This is a genomic window from Leyella stercorea (assembly GCF_019052365.1).
In the GTDB taxonomy this organism is placed as follows: domain Bacteria; phylum Bacteroidota; class Bacteroidia; order Bacteroidales; family Bacteroidaceae; genus Prevotella.
Map to the genome: position 1 here is coordinate 1 of NZ_JAHQUY010000070.1, position 14,597 is coordinate 14,597.

10 protein-coding genes, 1 tRNA gene and 1 pseudogene are annotated in these 14,597 nt (G+C 53.2%); 4 read left to right on the plus strand and 8 right to left on the minus strand.

The window, feature by feature from the left end; translation table 11 throughout:
• Both KTQ90_RS10770 and KTQ90_RS10775 read right to left on the minus strand, forming a co-directional pair.
• A partial coding sequence (locus tag KTQ90_RS10770) for a hypothetical protein (protein WP_217318435.1) occupies nucleotides 1-548 on the minus strand: 548 nt, incomplete at its 3' end.
• Nucleotides 549-854: 306 nt separating this feature from the next.
• Nucleotides 855-928 (minus strand) — tRNA-Ile (locus KTQ90_RS10775).
• A 518-nt stretch (nucleotides 929-1,446) separates the two neighbouring features.
• On the opposite strand from KTQ90_RS10775, the gene KTQ90_RS10780 reads away from it, so the two are divergent.
• From KTQ90_RS10780 to KTQ90_RS10795, 4 genes are all read left to right on the plus strand, one after another.
• The gene (locus KTQ90_RS10780) at nucleotides 1,447-3,492 is read left to right on the plus strand and encodes a DUF5686 family protein (protein ID WP_217318436.1); all 2,046 of its coding nucleotides are present in this window, start codon (nucleotides 1,447-1,449) and stop codon (nucleotides 3,490-3,492) included.
• A gap of 52 nt (nucleotides 3,493-3,544) precedes the next feature.
• Complete coding sequence (locus KTQ90_RS10785) at nucleotides 3,545-4,435, plus strand: bifunctional riboflavin kinase/FAD synthetase (RefSeq protein WP_217318437.1); 891 nt, start codon at nucleotides 3,545-3,547, stop codon at nucleotides 4,433-4,435.
• Nucleotides 4,436-4,558: 123 nt separating this feature from the next.
• Nucleotides 4,559-5,341, plus strand: a complete 783-nt coding sequence (locus KTQ90_RS10790; RefSeq protein WP_217318438.1) for a CPBP family intramembrane glutamic endopeptidase — start codon at nucleotides 4,559-4,561, stop codon at nucleotides 5,339-5,341.
• Between the two features lie 88 nt (nucleotides 5,342-5,429).
• Nucleotides 5,430-6,302: an AraC family transcriptional regulator gene (locus tag KTQ90_RS10795; protein WP_217318439.1), complete on the plus strand. Its 873-nt coding sequence runs from the start codon at nucleotides 5,430-5,432 to the stop codon at nucleotides 6,300-6,302.
• Nucleotides 6,303-6,508: 206 nt separating this feature from the next.
• Here the strand turns inward: KTQ90_RS10795 and KTQ90_RS10800 are convergent, their stop codons facing one another.
• From KTQ90_RS10800 to KTQ90_RS10830, 6 genes and pseudogenes are all read right to left on the minus strand, one after another.
• The gene (locus KTQ90_RS10800) at nucleotides 6,509-10,903 is read right to left on the minus strand and encodes a choice-of-anchor J domain-containing protein (RefSeq protein ID WP_217318440.1); all 4,395 of its coding nucleotides are present in this window, start codon (nucleotides 10,901-10,903) and stop codon (nucleotides 6,509-6,511) included.
• A 100-nt stretch (nucleotides 10,904-11,003) separates the two neighbouring features.
• On the minus strand, nucleotides 11,004-11,414 hold the full coding sequence (locus KTQ90_RS10805; protein ID WP_217318441.1) for a hypothetical protein: 411 nt from the start codon (nucleotides 11,412-11,414) through the stop codon (nucleotides 11,004-11,006).
• On the minus strand, nucleotides 11,411-11,887 hold the full coding sequence (locus KTQ90_RS10810; RefSeq protein WP_217318442.1) for an RNA polymerase sigma factor: 477 nt from the start codon (nucleotides 11,885-11,887) through the stop codon (nucleotides 11,411-11,413). Before KTQ90_RS10810 ends, KTQ90_RS10805 begins: the two co-directional genes overlap by 4 nt.
• Before the next feature lie 6 nt (nucleotides 11,888-11,893).
• A complete protein-coding gene (locus tag KTQ90_RS10815) occupies nucleotides 11,894-12,331 on the minus strand; it encodes a DUF6249 domain-containing protein (RefSeq protein ID WP_217318443.1) in 438 nt (145 codons plus the stop codon).
• A gap of 199 nt (nucleotides 12,332-12,530) precedes the next feature.
• Nucleotides 12,531-13,856 (minus strand): annotated as a pseudogene (locus KTQ90_RS13760) (outer membrane beta-barrel family protein).
• On the minus strand, nucleotides 13,754-14,236 hold the full coding sequence (locus KTQ90_RS10830) for a carboxypeptidase-like regulatory domain-containing protein (RefSeq protein WP_217318445.1): 483 nt from the start codon (nucleotides 14,234-14,236) through the stop codon (nucleotides 13,754-13,756). The pseudogene KTQ90_RS13760 and the gene KTQ90_RS10830 overlap by 103 nt, the downstream one beginning before the upstream one ends.
• Nucleotides 14,237-14,597: the final 361 nt, after the last annotated feature.

The following is a 14,597-nucleotide window of genomic DNA, read 5'->3' on the forward strand; positions in this document are numbered from 1 at the left end:
GTGAACCTACTGACAAATTTAGAACCTGCATATTCTTGTTCTGTGAGAAACTGCGTATTATGAGAGTTTAGCCCTGCAATCATAATAAGGTCATAAATGCTGTATGACGGATTGTTGACAACAGCAACTAAGAAATCATTTTCTTTCGTCTTAATCGGTGTGCCTGTTTGCTGATTACCATTCCAAGCTCTTGTATGGTCTTGGTAAGTTGGTATCTGATTGGTTTCTTGTTTTGCAACATTATGGCTCTTTTTGTCAGTAGGTTCACATGATTTTAATCCAAAGCGTAAAAACAAGACAAACAGGATGCCAGTTCCAATGAGCGTTAGGTTTCCTACAATACTATCTTTATGTTTGCTCCAATATTCCTTAGCTCCATAATAAAGGAATATCCCAACGATACAAATAAAGATTAAAATTGGTAGTATATCCAATATGCTTGATTTGTGGTCTGTAAAGTCTGAGTATCGTCCTCTATTGGAAAAGTCAGCAAACATAGACATAGAAGATGATAATGCAAGTGCCAATATGATAAGAAGTTTCTTCATAATCTCCCTTATTATGTATACGTCTGCCCAACCTCTGCCCATTGGGGCTTTCGGTATGAGTATAGACATCGCAAAAGTAAGGCTTTTGCATGACAATGTATCATGTTCAATGAAAAATTTATTGGAATGAAGCATAATTCTTCAATCGCACATTAAAACAAGACACGAGATAACATCTTATGGAATGATGGGGAGTTTCAGAGAATATCACAACGTAAACATCCATGACTCAAGCAGTTTGTTTACGCAGAAATCAAACCAAAAACAGCGGCCTACGCCGAAGCGTAAGTCGCTGTAATAGAAGCGTGGACCAGCCTGGGCTTGAACCAGGGACCTCCAGATTATGAGTCTGTTGCTCTAACCAACTGAGCTACAAGTCCGACTTAACCTATGTGTTAGGATAAGTTTGCAGATGCAAAGGTAGTGTTTTTCGGGAAAAACGCCAAATATTTGGAACGTTTTCTGCATAAAACAATAAGAAAGAACCGAAAAAACAAGGATATTGCTACAAAAAAACAGAAAGTTTGATACAAAAAACAAGGCGATGAGGCGAGGAAGGACTGAAAAATCATTAATAAAAGTTATGTTTTGAGGGGTATTCGGTGAGGAAATGGGGCGTTTGTCATTATTTTAACTACTTTTGCAAGCGTATGTTGATGGTCGGACGGCGAACGCAATCTGATCGGACGGCGGACGCAATCCGATTGGACGGCGGACGGAATCTGATCGGGCGGCGGACGGAATCCAATCGGACGGCGGACGGAAACTGATTGGACGGCGGACGCAATCTGATTGGACGGCGGACGCAATCCGATCGGGCGGCGGACGCGAACGACCATAGTATGTAGTATAACAAGGAAGATTGAGACGCACATTATTTATATTAATAGCGCTTTTTGTGTTTGTCTATGACGGTTTCGGTGCAGACAATCGCAGGTACACGCTTCAGACGATGAGGCGCGTGTTCGGTTATGCAGCCTCGTTGGACACCGCCGAGAGCCGTCCGAAGGAGGGTTATGCCTACACGAAATACTCTATTCGCACGAACCGTCGCAACGCCGTGCTGCTCACGGTGCCCTCGATGTTTGCCATTGCAAACGCGAGCAAGCGCGAGGTGTTCGGCGAGACGTTCAACCGCATGTCCGTTGACGGCGAGGGCCGCATCACGGCGCAGCGTATTCTGGAGAACTCTACCACGCCGCGCAAGTCGCTGCCCATGCCGACGGTGCTTTCGTACCTCACTCCGCTCATCTATGAGGAGATGCTCATCAACGACCGCATCATTTCGCCTTTCCATAGACGCAACCGACGCTACTACTGCTATCGTGCGATGCCGCTGACGAAGGGCACGGCGCTGGTGAACTTCTCGCCGCGGGTGCGCAGTACGCTGCTGGTGCGCGGTTGGGCGCAGGTGGACGAGCAGACGGGCCGCATCATCGAGCTGGCATTGGACGGCGAATACGACCTGGTGCGCTTCCATCTGTCGACGACGATGGACGAGGAGAAGGGACGCCGACTGCTGCCGAAGTATTGCAGTCTGAACTCGCGCTTTCTGTTCCTCGGCAACGACATTACGGCGGAGTACACCACGGCGTACGGACTGCCTTCTATCGGACTGACTGAGGAGGAGGCGAGGCTGCTGCCCGTAAGGAATGCGAAGAACGCTGCCGACACCATCCGGAAGATTGACGAGAGAAGGCTGTTCGAACGCGTGCGTCCGATGCCGCTGACGGAGCATGAGGAGTATCTGTACAGACAGAGCGTGGAGGACTCTGTGGCGGCGGACTCAACCGACGGATCGAAGAACAACAAATACAACCGCCGACTGCTGCGCGACGTGGGGCAGGCGCTGCTGGGGCGCATCGGCGGCGACATCGGCAAGGACAAGCGCGGAGCGTTCCGCATCGGTCCGATTCTGAATCCGCTCTACTTCACCTACAGCAACCGTCGCGGTCTGACATATATGTTCGACGTGCAGGGGCAGTACAACTTCACCGACAACCAGAAGATTCAGGCGCGTGTGAAGACGGGCTACTCGTTCAAGCAGCAGCAGTTATTCTTCAATATTCCGCTCACCTACTACTTCGACAACCGCCACAACGGATTCGTGCGTTCGGAATGGGCTACGGGCAGACGCATACACAACTCGTCGGTGCTCGACTACGTGAAGGACCGGCGCGACAACACGGTGAACTGGGACAGTCTGAACCTGACTTACTTCCGCGACCATAGTCTGAAGCTGTACGCACATTACGACCCGACGCCGAAGTGGGGCTTCGAAGTGGGTGTGAACTGGCACCGCCGCACAGCTATACACGACTCGGGATTTCATGAAGCAGGAATGCCTACGACATATACATCTGTGGCGCCGATGGTGGAGCTGACATATCGCCCGATGGGCTACAACGGACCTATCCTGACAGCCAACTACGAGCGCAGCATCGACGGATTCATGGGCGCCAACATCAACTACGAGCGCATGGAGTTCGACGCGCAGTACATCCACCGCATATCGGCGCTCAACTCGGTGCAGATGCGTCTGGGCACGGGCTTCTACACACACAGCGGAGAGGGCCGCTACTTTCTCGATTACTCCAACTTCCGCGAGAACAACCTACCGAACGGATGGAACGACAACTGGTCGGGATCGTTCGAGCTGCTCAACTCCAACTGGTACAACGCCTCGCAATACTACGTGCGCGGCAACGTGACGTACGAGACGCCGCAGCTGGCGCTCTACTGGATGCCGCTCATCGGCCGACTGCTGGAGAAGGAGCGCGTGTACGTGAACGTGCTCTCGGTGAGCCACCTCACGCCCTACGTGGAATGGGGCTACGGCGTGCAGACGCGTGCCGTGTCTATCGGCGTGTTCGCCTCGCAGAAGAAGTGGCGCTTTACGGATGTAGCCGTCCGATTCAGTCTCGAACTGTTCAACCGCTGGTAGGTTTTAGCCGTATTCTTTTGCCATTCGTCTTAAAATCAGTATCTTTGCATGTATGAGATACGATTATTGCGCAACAATAGGTTTCTTCGATGGCGTACATCGCGGACACCAGTTCATGATAGACAGCCTCACGGAGATGGCACACGCACGTGGAAGACAGTCGCTCGTCATTACGTTCGACCGTCATCCGCGCCAAGTGGTGCACGCCGACTATATACCACAACTCATAACCACAGCCGACGAGAAGCTGCAGCTGCTTAAAGCCACCGCAGCCGACCGCATAGAGGTGCTCCACTTCGACACGGAGATGGCGCAGCTCTCGGCGTACGAGTTCATGCGCCGCGTGCTGCACGAGAAGTACGGCGTGGCGCTGCTGCTCACGGGCTACGACAACCGCTTCGGGCACAACCGCGCCGAGGACTTCGACGACTATGTGCGCTACGGCGCCGAGATGGGCATGGAGGTGGTGCAGAACACGCCGATAGACATCGACGGGCTGCGTGTGTCGTCGTCGCTCATACGGCGTCTGCTTGCTGAGGGCAACATCCTGGAGGCGAACAACTGCTTGGGTCACCCCTACTCCATCGCTGGCAGCGTGGCGCACGGCTTTCAGGAGGGCAGACGAATAGGATTCCCCACGGCGAACATCGTGCCTGAGAGCACGGAGAAGCTCGTGCCGCAGAACGGCGTCTACGCCACGAGGGTGAGCATAGAGGGCGGCGAGTGGATGCCGGCAATGCTCAACATCGGCAACAACCCTACCTTCCAGCGCCAGCAGACCACCATCGAAGCGCACATCATCGGCTTCGAGGGCGACATATACGGACGGAAAGTGCGAGTGGAGTTCGGCAGAAAGCTGCGCGACGAACGACAGTTTGAAAGCGTGGAGGCGCTGCAGAAACAGCTCGAAGCTGACAAGAAAGAGGTTGAAATGGTGTTGTAATGGTGAGGTGGTGAGATGTTGACAATAGTACAGACAACAACATCTCAACATCATATCTCAACACCTCAACATAACAACACCTCAACATCATATCTCAACAAAACAACATCTCAACATCAAAATATGAAAAAGCGAGAAATACTGAACGTGGCGTTGTACCTCTTCGCCTTCCTCACGATACAAGCGATAACAATTGCTGTAGTGATGTTAGTCAATCAGACAGCAGGCATTACTGCCGGCATCACAACCATCACAACGCTTGTGAGCAGCCTCATCACTATAGCGCTGTTCTACAAACTGCGCTGGACGCCATGCTCCGGCGACTATATCAACACACGCCCGTGGTTCACGATGTTCTGGGTGGTGTGCCTCACCATTGGCACCATTGCACCGCTCGCCTACCTCAACGAACTGCTCGGCGTAGAACTGCCCGACACGTACAACGAGATGTTCAAGGGCATCATGAGCCATAAACTGGGCTTCATCACCATTGGCATCATAGCGCCTATCGCCGAGGAATACGTTTTCCGCGGAGCCATACTGCGCGTGCTCTGCGACATGGTGGGCAAACACCGCCAGTGGGTAGCCATAGCACTCTCGGCAGCGCTCTTCGCCATCGTCCACGGCAATATGGCGCAGGGCATCGGAGCGTTCCTCTGCGGACTGCTGCTCGGATGGATGTACGTGCGCACGGGAAGCATAATGCCTGGCGTGGTGTTCCACTGGGTGAACAACTCTACCGCCGTACTGCTCTACCGCATCATGCCGCAGGCTGCCGACATGAAGTTCGTCGACTTCTTCGGAGGCGATATGAAGCGCGTGGCGCTCGCCATGCTCTTCTCGCTGATGATATTCGGAGCATCCTTGTTCCAGCTCAACCTCCGACTGAAGAAACCACAACAATAATCAACATCTCACCACCTCACCACCTCACCACCTCACCATCTCAACACCACACCATCTCAACACCACACCATCTCAACACCACACCACCATGCCCGATTTCAGAGACATCACCGTCAGCCAGAGTGTAAGATTCTGCGACGGAAGCCACATAGGCAACGACATACTACTACTCGACGAAGTGTCGAAGATACCCATTCCGCGCGAACCGCGCCGCATGCAGTGTCTTCTGCTCGCCATGTGCCTCGAAGGCAACGTGAGCTACTACGTCGACTCGATGAAGCACAACGTTGAGCCCGGCGACCTTATCATCATCAACCAAGGCCGCTCGGTGTACAACTGCACGCTCTCGCCCGACTGCCGCGGCATAGGCATACTCGTCGACTACAAGTTCTTCAACGAGACGATAAAGAGCGTACACGAACTATCGTCGCTCTTCCTCTTCGCACGCAACCACCCCGTGTTCCGACTGCCGAAGGAGCGCGCCGACTTCATACACGAGACATTCTTCCGCATGAAGACAAAGATTGACGAGCCAGAGAACCGCTTCCGCCGCGAGATGGTGCAGGCGATGTTCCTCGCCATGGCGTACGAACTCTCGAACGTCATCTACAGTGTGCAGGCACAGAACGAGAGCTGCAACACACGCGCCGAGGAGATATTCACACAGTTCATAAAGCTCGTGGAGAAGAACTTCCGTGCGGAGCGCCGCGTGGGCTGGTACTCCGAGCAGCTCTGCATATCGCCCAAGTATCTCTCCGAGACAATCAAGGCGGTGTCGAAGCGCACGCCGAACGAGTGGATCGACTCTTACGTCACCATCGAACTGCGTATGCTGCTACGCAATACGCAGAAAAGCATCAAGGAGATTGCGCAAGAGCTCAACTTCTCCAACCAGTCGTTCCTCGGCAAATACTTCAAAGAACACACCGGCATGTCGCCGTCGGAGTATCGCCGCAGCTGAGATAGCTATATAACGAACAAAAAAAGCGCCTCGCTTGGAAATAATCCAAGCGAGGCGCTTTTTTGTATTAGGGTTGTCCGATAACACCAAGGGGGTGCACTTGTCTCCGCTCGGCTTTGCCGCTTGCCAGAGCAAGAAGTGCACCAACAGAGAAAAGTGCACCAATGTTATGTTGGTGCACTTGAGACAAGTGCACCCCCTAAAGTTTACTTCACGATCTTAACGCCATTCACAACGTATACGCCGCGCTTCAGCGGGCGGAGCGATGTGGCGTTCTTCATCACGAGCTTGCCGTCTACGGTGTAGACATCAACCGGATGCTGAGCGTCGATTGTAACACCGTTGATAGCGGTCTGGCAGTCGTCAGAAGAAACGCTTACCGACTCGCCACCGGTGTACACAGCCGATACGCTGTAGCGTGTAGGCTCAGCCTGCGGGTCGTAGTTGACGGTGTAAGATGTAGCGGTAACCGGAAGCTGCTCAATCATCTTGTCGTTGCGATATACGCGGAAGCCCTCGAGCTTGCCGAAGCCTGCCTTGTAGACGATGTCGTCGAGCAGCAGCATGTAAGCGTTATTCTCAGGTGTAGCGCAACGTATAGCGAAGTAGCTTGCGCCCTCAGGCAGGTCTACTGTGTAAGAGTCCCACTTGCCGCCGCTGTGTGTGAAGGTCTCGAGCTTCTTGAAGTCGGCATGGTCGTTGGTCTTGTCAGAGTAGTAAACCTCGATGGTCTGCGGATAGCGGATGTTCGACGGGTCTGGCTGACCGTTGTTAGCCCAGAAGAGCACAGTCTGCGCCTCGCCAGAGAGCATCGGCGAGATGAGCCAGTTGTCGGCATCGTAGTAAACGAACTTCTTGTTGACAATCTCGCGAGCGAACATAGTCATCAGACACTTCTCACCACCGTGAGGCTTGAGAGTGAAGTTCTGCGAAGTGATACCGTCCTGGATAGCATCCGGGTTGAACACGATATAGTTGTACAGCTCGTTCTCATGCGGGAAAGGCATACCCTGCGAGCCCCACAGACCGCCAGTCTCACCACTCTTGATAGAAGAATAGGTAGTCCAGTCGCCGAACTGGTTGATAGTCCAGTTGTCGTAGTTCTCGAATGTCTCGCGATTCTGGATGCTTGCCGGAGTCGGAACGCTCCAGTTCATGGTGAGCTTGCTTGCAGCCTGGTCGTTTGTAGCCGAGAAGTTTTTAGGCGAAGGAACGCCCGACTCAACGAGGTCCACCATGCAATTAGCCGTATTGTCAGCCTTATACTGGTCAGCAGCATACTCTACGTCAGCCACGAGGCGCAACTTAGACGACTGGCTTGTAACGTTGCTCTTCACGTCTACGGTGAACGACTTTGTCTGGAGCGGCTTGAGCACCTCTGTCACGGTCTGGTCGAACGCCAGAGTGCCGTCAGCGGTGAGCATCACGCGATAGTTTGAAGCATCCTTCTCGCCGTTGTTCGTCACCGTTACCGTAGCCTTGCCCGACACGCCTCTCTTCATCTTGGCAGGAGCCGAAATGCTCACAGCGAGGTCGTTGCTGTAGATGTTGCGAACGCATACATCGTCGATGCGAACGACGCCGTATGTGTCAGCCTCGCCTACGAAGGTAAGCATCACATAGTCGCTCTTAGCCATCTCAACCGGAATCTTGAACGATGTGCGGCGCCAGTCCTCAGCCTTTCCGCTGAGCTTAGAGTAGTCGACGGTGCCGATGAGCTTGCGTGTGCCGTCAGGAGTCTGAGCGTACACCTTGAGAACGCAGTTCTTGCCGGTTGTGCCATTGTAGCTGAAGAACACAGCCGGGTTGTTGGCACCAGCGAGAGCTATCTTACCAGAACTGAGGTCGGCTGTGCCACCCTTGCTGAACGATGTGAACACGCGGCAGTGGCTGTCGCCGTCGCTTGAGGTCTGTGTGTTGAGAAGGAAACCGATGCCGCCTTCCTCATCGAGACCGAGCGACCACCACAAGCTGTTAGCCTCGCCCTCAGCGAAGTGAGAGGTATACGGCAAAGTGTATGCCTTGCCGGTGACGATCGGCGAAGACATTACATGCTCGCTCTCGCCCTTGCTGTTCTTTGCGCCTACAGAGTAGAGACGCACAGCCTGCTCGCCCTCGGTAGTGTTGAACTTCTCGGTGAACGAGTTCTCTGTAGCCGTACCGATGAGCTGCTGACTTGTTACGCCGTCAGAGATGCGCACGCGGTAAGCGTTGTACGTTACGTCGTTGGTGATGACAGCGCCACCGTTTGTGCCGCGATTAGAAGCCTTGTCCCATGTGAGCTTCACGCCGGTCTTCACGTCGGTAGCGTTCACGTTTGTGAGCGGAGCCGGCTTGTCGAGACCTACGTATCCGGCGAATACGGTCGGTGTGCCTGCGCCTGCTGCGGTGTAGGCTGTGATGGTGTAGTTGTTAAAGCCAGCCACCGGCGAGTTGTCGTCGCAAGAGAGAGTAGCTCCAGCCTTGCTTGCTCCGAACTCCTTAACGGTTACGCCGTCGCGTGTCACGATCACCTTTGTGACGTCTGTAAGCGCCTTGCCTGCAACTGTCTTTTTAGGCAGTGTGAAGCTGAGAGTAGCCTTCAGCGCTGTTGTCGGGTCGGGTGTGAAGGTCAGGTTCTCCACAGCAGCCGGTCCGTTGAGGTGTCCGTTGTCGACGATAGAGAAGTCCTCTACGTAGATATAATCCATCGCCTTGTCGCTAATGGCGTGTATGCCAAGGAAGAACTGCTGAGCGGCAGAGGTGCGAATCTCGCTGTCGTATGTAGTGCTTGTAGCCGACAGCTTTGTAGCTGCGAGGAAGGTGTTGGTGAGACTTGCTACGTCCTGCTTCTTGCCCCACTTGGCCTCGATCTTCTCGGGGAAGTAAGCACTTGAAGCGCGTGCTGTGAACGCCACCTTATAAGAGTGGTTAGCCTCGAGCTGTATGGTCGGAGTGATGAGCCAGTCGTTGGCGCTCTTGCTCGCAGAAGCTGCGTAGCAAGCGCTCTGCTTCACCTCATGCCAAGCCCATGTCTTGCCGTCGTTGTTCGAGTCGACAACCTTGAAGAGGTCGAACGCAGCCTCTGTAGAGAAGTCCTCGTAGTAAGGCGGCACGATGTTGTCGCCGTAAGAGACGGCGCCGGTGCGACGCTCTGCGCCACGCTTTGTGCCGTTGACGGGGATAATGCCGTAGTAGTAGTTGCGCAGGCTCTTGTCCTTGATAGTCTCCGAGAACGACAGACCGCTGATGTTTGTGCCTACGGTCTTTGCGTCGGGATAGCGCACGATGTCGTAGCGCAGCTCGCCGAGGTAGCCGTTGTGTACTGAGCCCGAAGGCTTGCCCCATGTGACGTTAGCCTTACCTGCGTCATCTATCTTCAGACGTGCGAACGACACCTGGTTAGGCTCGTCGTAGCCCACGTATGCCGAGGTCTTCGCAGCCTTGCTCTTGCCTGCTGCATTGGAGAATGTAACGGTGAAGTTGTTCAGTCCTTCAGGAGCGGTGATTTCCTTGGTTGTTGAAGAGTTGGCAGGCATTGTGCCGGTGAGCACCTCTGTCTTTCCTGAGCGTACCGAGTAGTTCACGTCGCCGCTGAGTGTCTGTCCGCCGTATGTCTTCGACGGTGCTGAGAGCGACACCCATCCCTTTGTTGACGGACCGTCGAACTTCACCGAGAAGCCGGTAGGTGTTGCAGGAGCAGCCGCGTCGGGTGTTGCCTCGGGTATAGCCATACCGAGTATCTGCTCGTTGTGCGGGAAGTCGGCGATGAGTGTTGCCTTACCGGTCTTGAGGTCTACCGAGTAGAGTGCGCCCTTGCGCTCGGCGTCGTATGCAGCCCAGTAGAAGGTATCGTCGTCCTGGTCGATGGCACCACTCTGTGTCCAGCTCTTCTCCGACGACGGAGCCACGTATACGCCGGTAGGTCCTACCTCGGTTTCTTCGCCGGTGATAGTGTTGAGCTCGTAGAGAATGCCGTCGGTGGCGATGCCGTAGACGCGTTCCTCAGAACTTACGCCCATTGCCACGAACTTGTGTTTTGACGGACCTATCGTTGTGCGGTCCATCTCGTTGTAGTCGATGATGCCGAACTCGAACGACGACATATCGCTGGTATAGAACTGGCCGTATGCCTTGCCGGTGAGCTGACTGGTGGCTGTGGCTGTAGCGATGAGCGAGGGGTCGCTAACGAAATCGGGGGCGAGCTCAGAGTGCCACTTGCCTTCGGTGTTGAACTGATAGTACTTCACGATGAGCTTGCCCGTCTCTTGCGACATCGAGAAGTGTACGGCGTGGTACTTGCCGTCGTAGTAGGAAGATCCGCCGTTAGGCGACATAGTGCGTTCGTCCTCTGTCTTGAGGTCGCGGAAGTTGCCCGCCGTTGCTGCGTCGAACGCCATGTAGCCGAGCTGTTTGCTGGCTGTAGGGTATTCGTTGGCGTTGTTCATGTAGCCCCAGAGGTCGCGGCTGGCTGCACGCGCTGCTGCCTTCAGCGGACTGAGGAAGTTGGCACCGGCCTTCGCAGCCTGTGCTTTTGTCTGTGCCGATACCGGAAAAGCCGCCATAGCCAGTGCTACGGCAGCTATCGCAGAGGCAACAGAACGTCTGTTTCTTCTGTTCATAATATAGTATTTGATGTAAGTTGTTATGTCTTTGATTGTTACAAGTAGATATATTTTGCAAAATTAGACATAAATGCGCAAGTAGACAAGCATAAAAGGTTTATTTAACACAATAAGCCCGTGTTTGGTCGCGCAGGTTCAACAAATCTACTACGATGTTCACTATGCTCACTACCGCAAGGCATACAAGGCCCGAGACGAGCACGAGCGCTGCATATCGCGAATACTGTCCGAGTGCTACGAGCAGGGCGTTCTCCACGCCGAACGAGAAGAGTGGCTGTTCGGCTGGCATGGCGAGCATCAGGGCTATAGCGCCTCCGCCCAACACGATGCCCAGCACGAAGGCAGCGAGCATGGCGTAGCGGTAGCGTCTGATGCAGGCTTCTTCGTGCTGCTTCAGATACTCCACGGCGTCGAGGCGCTTCTCGAGTCTGGCGATGAATGCGTCGCTGTCGTCGAAGGTGGGTCGGGCTGCGAGGAAGAGTTCCTCAAGTGCTTTATCTTTCTTCATACGTTCAATATTGTTTTAAGGTTGTCTCTGCCGCGCGAGAGCTGCTTCTTCACGGCGTCTATGGTACAGTCGGTGATGTCGGCTATCTCCTTCACCGAGTAGCCGCTCATGTAGAACATCACTACTGCCGAGCGCTCTTTCGCCGAGAGTGTGGCGAGCGCCATGTACAGCTCCTGATGGCGGAAGGCGGAGTCGGCTGTGGCGGCTGACGCCACGGAGCGCGCTGCGCTGATGTCGTCGAGCGTGCGCATGCTTGCCTTGTGGTTGAGGAAGGTGTTGCGCGCTATCTTTAACAGCCATGCGCGGAACTTACCCTCGTCCCTATAGCCAGCCGACGAGAGGTAAGCCTTCACCAGCGTCTCCTGCGCTATGTCGTCAGCGTCGTCGCGCTTGCCGCAGCAGAGGGCGAGCAGAAAGCCTCGCAATGCCTCCTGCTCGCTCTTCACAAGCGTTATGAATTGTTCTCTCGTCATACGTTGTTATTCTTGCTTCATGTTCTGCTGCTCTGCCTCCATCTCCTTCGCGAGCATACGGCGGCCTACAAAGTAGCTCACGAGGAAGGCGATGCCAATGGCTATCAGCGCTGGGCCGGTAATGATGAGAAATTCGTTCTGCACGCTGAGGAAGAAATAGAGCAGCACGAAGGCTACGCCCATAAGACAGCAGAGGCAGCCGCGCTCGAGTCTGGCGAGCAGCTTCTCCTTGATGAGCTTATTCGACTTCTTCATGCGCTTCACGAGGTCTTCTACGTCGAGGTTGGGGTTCTTCTCCAATGCGGCGAGTATTATCTCCTTGCGGTTGCGGTCTGATGCCAAAGCACTTTTGAACACGATTGCTACAATGGCGACGGGGAGCACTACTGCCACTCCTATCGGAATTAAAATCTCTACTAAGGCGTGTGCCAAAACTTCATCCATAATCTTTTGTCGTTTTTAATTGTTATACTTGTTATTTTTTATGTCACTATGTGCAGAAGCGGTGCGTTTGCTGCTTCTTTCTAAAGCGGCTTGTTTGTTGCTTCTTGCTGAACCAGTTCATTTATATAACAAGCGGCACGGGCAAAAGGTGACATTGCACGAGCAAAAATAATGAAAACGATGAAACATATATTAATCTTTATAATCTCTTCTGCTCGTCCTTGCCTGCGCCCTGTCCCTTATACCTTGAGCGTTTGCTGTTGAAGAAGTAGTTCAATTGCAGTTCTACGCCGCGTGTATAGGAGGTGCTGTTCTTGTTGCCCTCAACCCTCAGCGTGCGAATGCTCCAGCGGTCGCGCTGACCGTTGAAGATGTCGTTCACATAGAGGTTGCAGGTGAGCGTTCCGTTGAGGAAGCTCTTGAACGCACGCATATTCACCGATGTGTACGACTTGTGCTCTTGCGATCCGCTGTCGTAAGCGGATACCGCAGCGCCTTGCAGAGAGAACCACAAGGTTTTGTTGATGACAAACCGGTTCATCAGACTCGCCAGGAACTGCGGCTTGCGCAACGCTGACAGATAGTCGTATCTGCGGGCGTCAAAGAACTGCTGGTCGTAGGCTAATATCAGTTGCGGCTGATAGAAGCCGAACTTCGGCTGCATGACGAGGGACACTGCGAGGTTCTGCTTGTGGTCGATGTTACGCCAGTAAGAGTAGGAAGCCGCCTGCTGCTTGTAGATATCGTACATCCAGATCATGTAGTCGCTCGTATAGGTATAGTCCAGACTGAGGTTTATCCACTTCCACATCGCCATAAACTCCACCTCATGGTTGATAGCCGGCTACAGGTCGGGGCTGCCGCTCTCGTAGGTGAAGCGGTTGTCATACTGCTGATAGCTGCGCAACTGACTGTAAGAAGGTCGTTTCGTCTTCCTGCTGTACGCCATCTGTATCGCCCAGTCGCCCTTGTTCCATCCTACATAAGCGTTCGGGAAGAAGTCGTTGTACTCGCGGCTGACTTCCTTGTCGCGCACGCCAAATGAATAGAAGTCCGACTTCACGTGCTCGTATCTGATACCGGCACCAGCCATCCAGTTGCCGAGATTGAGTCCGTAGGTCAGAAATCCGGCTATGTTGTTCCCCTTCATCTTGTTCTCCGAATCGTCGATGTAGCCCTCGGGGTTGTGGCTTTCGGCATTCACATGCGAGCGGCTCTGCTCTGCTCCGAACGACAATTCTCCCTTCCAGAGTTCTCTCGTAGCCGCAGCCTTCCACGCCCACATCCTGCTGCTTTGGCTCGACGATGTGTTGACGGTGCGTTCCTCAAGAGTAGAGCTTTCCTCTGCGATGTGCTGTCCTTGCTCCACCTTCGAATGAAAGTACGTACCGTCGAGGTCAAGATGCCATTTGCCTATCTGTCCTACATAATTCCGAAAACATAGACAGCTCCCGACGAGGTTACATTCACACGCGGCAGCTCTGAGAGCACGTCGAGTGCTGTTCCTGCCTGCGAAAGCAACGATTTCTGAACGTCGTAACTCATTCCGCCCGGCGTCATCTTCATGGCTGGGCGTGCCGCTTCTACCACCACTTCCTTAAGAATGTGGCTGTCGTGGCAGATCACGATGTCACCCATTCGTTCGTCCTTTACGGCAAGAAACCTTGTCTCGTATCCTACGCACGACACCTTCAGCAAGCAGCTGTCTTGGTCGTACGAGATAGAGAACGTGCCGTCGTCAGCCGTTGTCACGCCATTGATGTATGTGGAATCAGCCGAAAGTAATACTACGTTCACGTAAGCTATAGGCTTTAAGCTCTCGTTGACTATACGACCTGTCGCGTTCTGTGCTTTTGCAGCGATAACTGCCAAGCACATTGCGGTTATGATTAGTGCTCTTTTCATTGTGTGTTGTGTTTTACATGTATATCTTCAACTTATTCTTTCACATGCAAAATTATACAAATTATGACATTTTGCAAAACACAAAAGTGTGTTTTATCAGAAGCACAATAACATTTAATACGTTTTGGCACACTTTTTGCGCAAACGATATTTGCATGTTTTGCCCCTTCATATCTCGCGAAAAATCAAAAACAAAATCCGTTGTCGGTTTTTCGTGAGTTTTGAGCGTGCAGCCGTAAACGTTTGCTTTACAATACGTTGCAAGATTTTATTCAAAAGTGTGCAATTTTTGCTTAGGCAAAACCCAACTTATCGTGAGACTTTACATGGTAAAAGCATAGGTTTTACTGGGTAAAGTCTC

Excerpts from the sequence above, each read along its gene's own strand:
- KTQ90_RS10785 (WP_217318437.1), top strand. The coding sequence starts at position 3,545 with ATGAGATACGATTATTGCGCAACAATAGGTTTCTTCGATGGCGTACAT.
- KTQ90_RS10790 (WP_217318438.1), top strand. The coding sequence starts at position 4,559 with ATGAAAAAGCGAGAAATACTGAACGTGGCGTTGTACCTCTTCGCCTTC.
- KTQ90_RS10795 (WP_217318439.1), top strand. The coding sequence starts at position 5,430 with ATGCCCGATTTCAGAGACATCACCGTCAGCCAGAGTGTAAGATTCTGC.
- KTQ90_RS10800 (WP_217318440.1), bottom strand. The coding sequence starts at position 10,903 with ATGAACAGAAGAAACAGACGTTCTGTTGCCTCTGCGATAGCTGCCGTA.
- KTQ90_RS10805 (WP_217318441.1), bottom strand. The coding sequence starts at position 11,414 with ATGAAGAAAGATAAAGCACTTGAGGAACTCTTCCTCGCAGCCCGACCC.
- KTQ90_RS10810 (WP_217318442.1), bottom strand. The coding sequence starts at position 11,887 with ATGACGAGAGAACAATTCATAACGCTTGTGAAGAGCGAGCAGGAGGCA.
- KTQ90_RS10815 (WP_217318443.1), bottom strand. The coding sequence starts at position 12,331 with ATGGATGAAGTTTTGGCACACGCCTTAGTAGAGATTTTAATTCCGATA.
- KTQ90_RS10830 (WP_217318445.1), bottom strand. The coding sequence starts at position 14,236 with ATGAAAAGAGCACTAATCATAACCGCAATGTGCTTGGCAGTTATCGCT.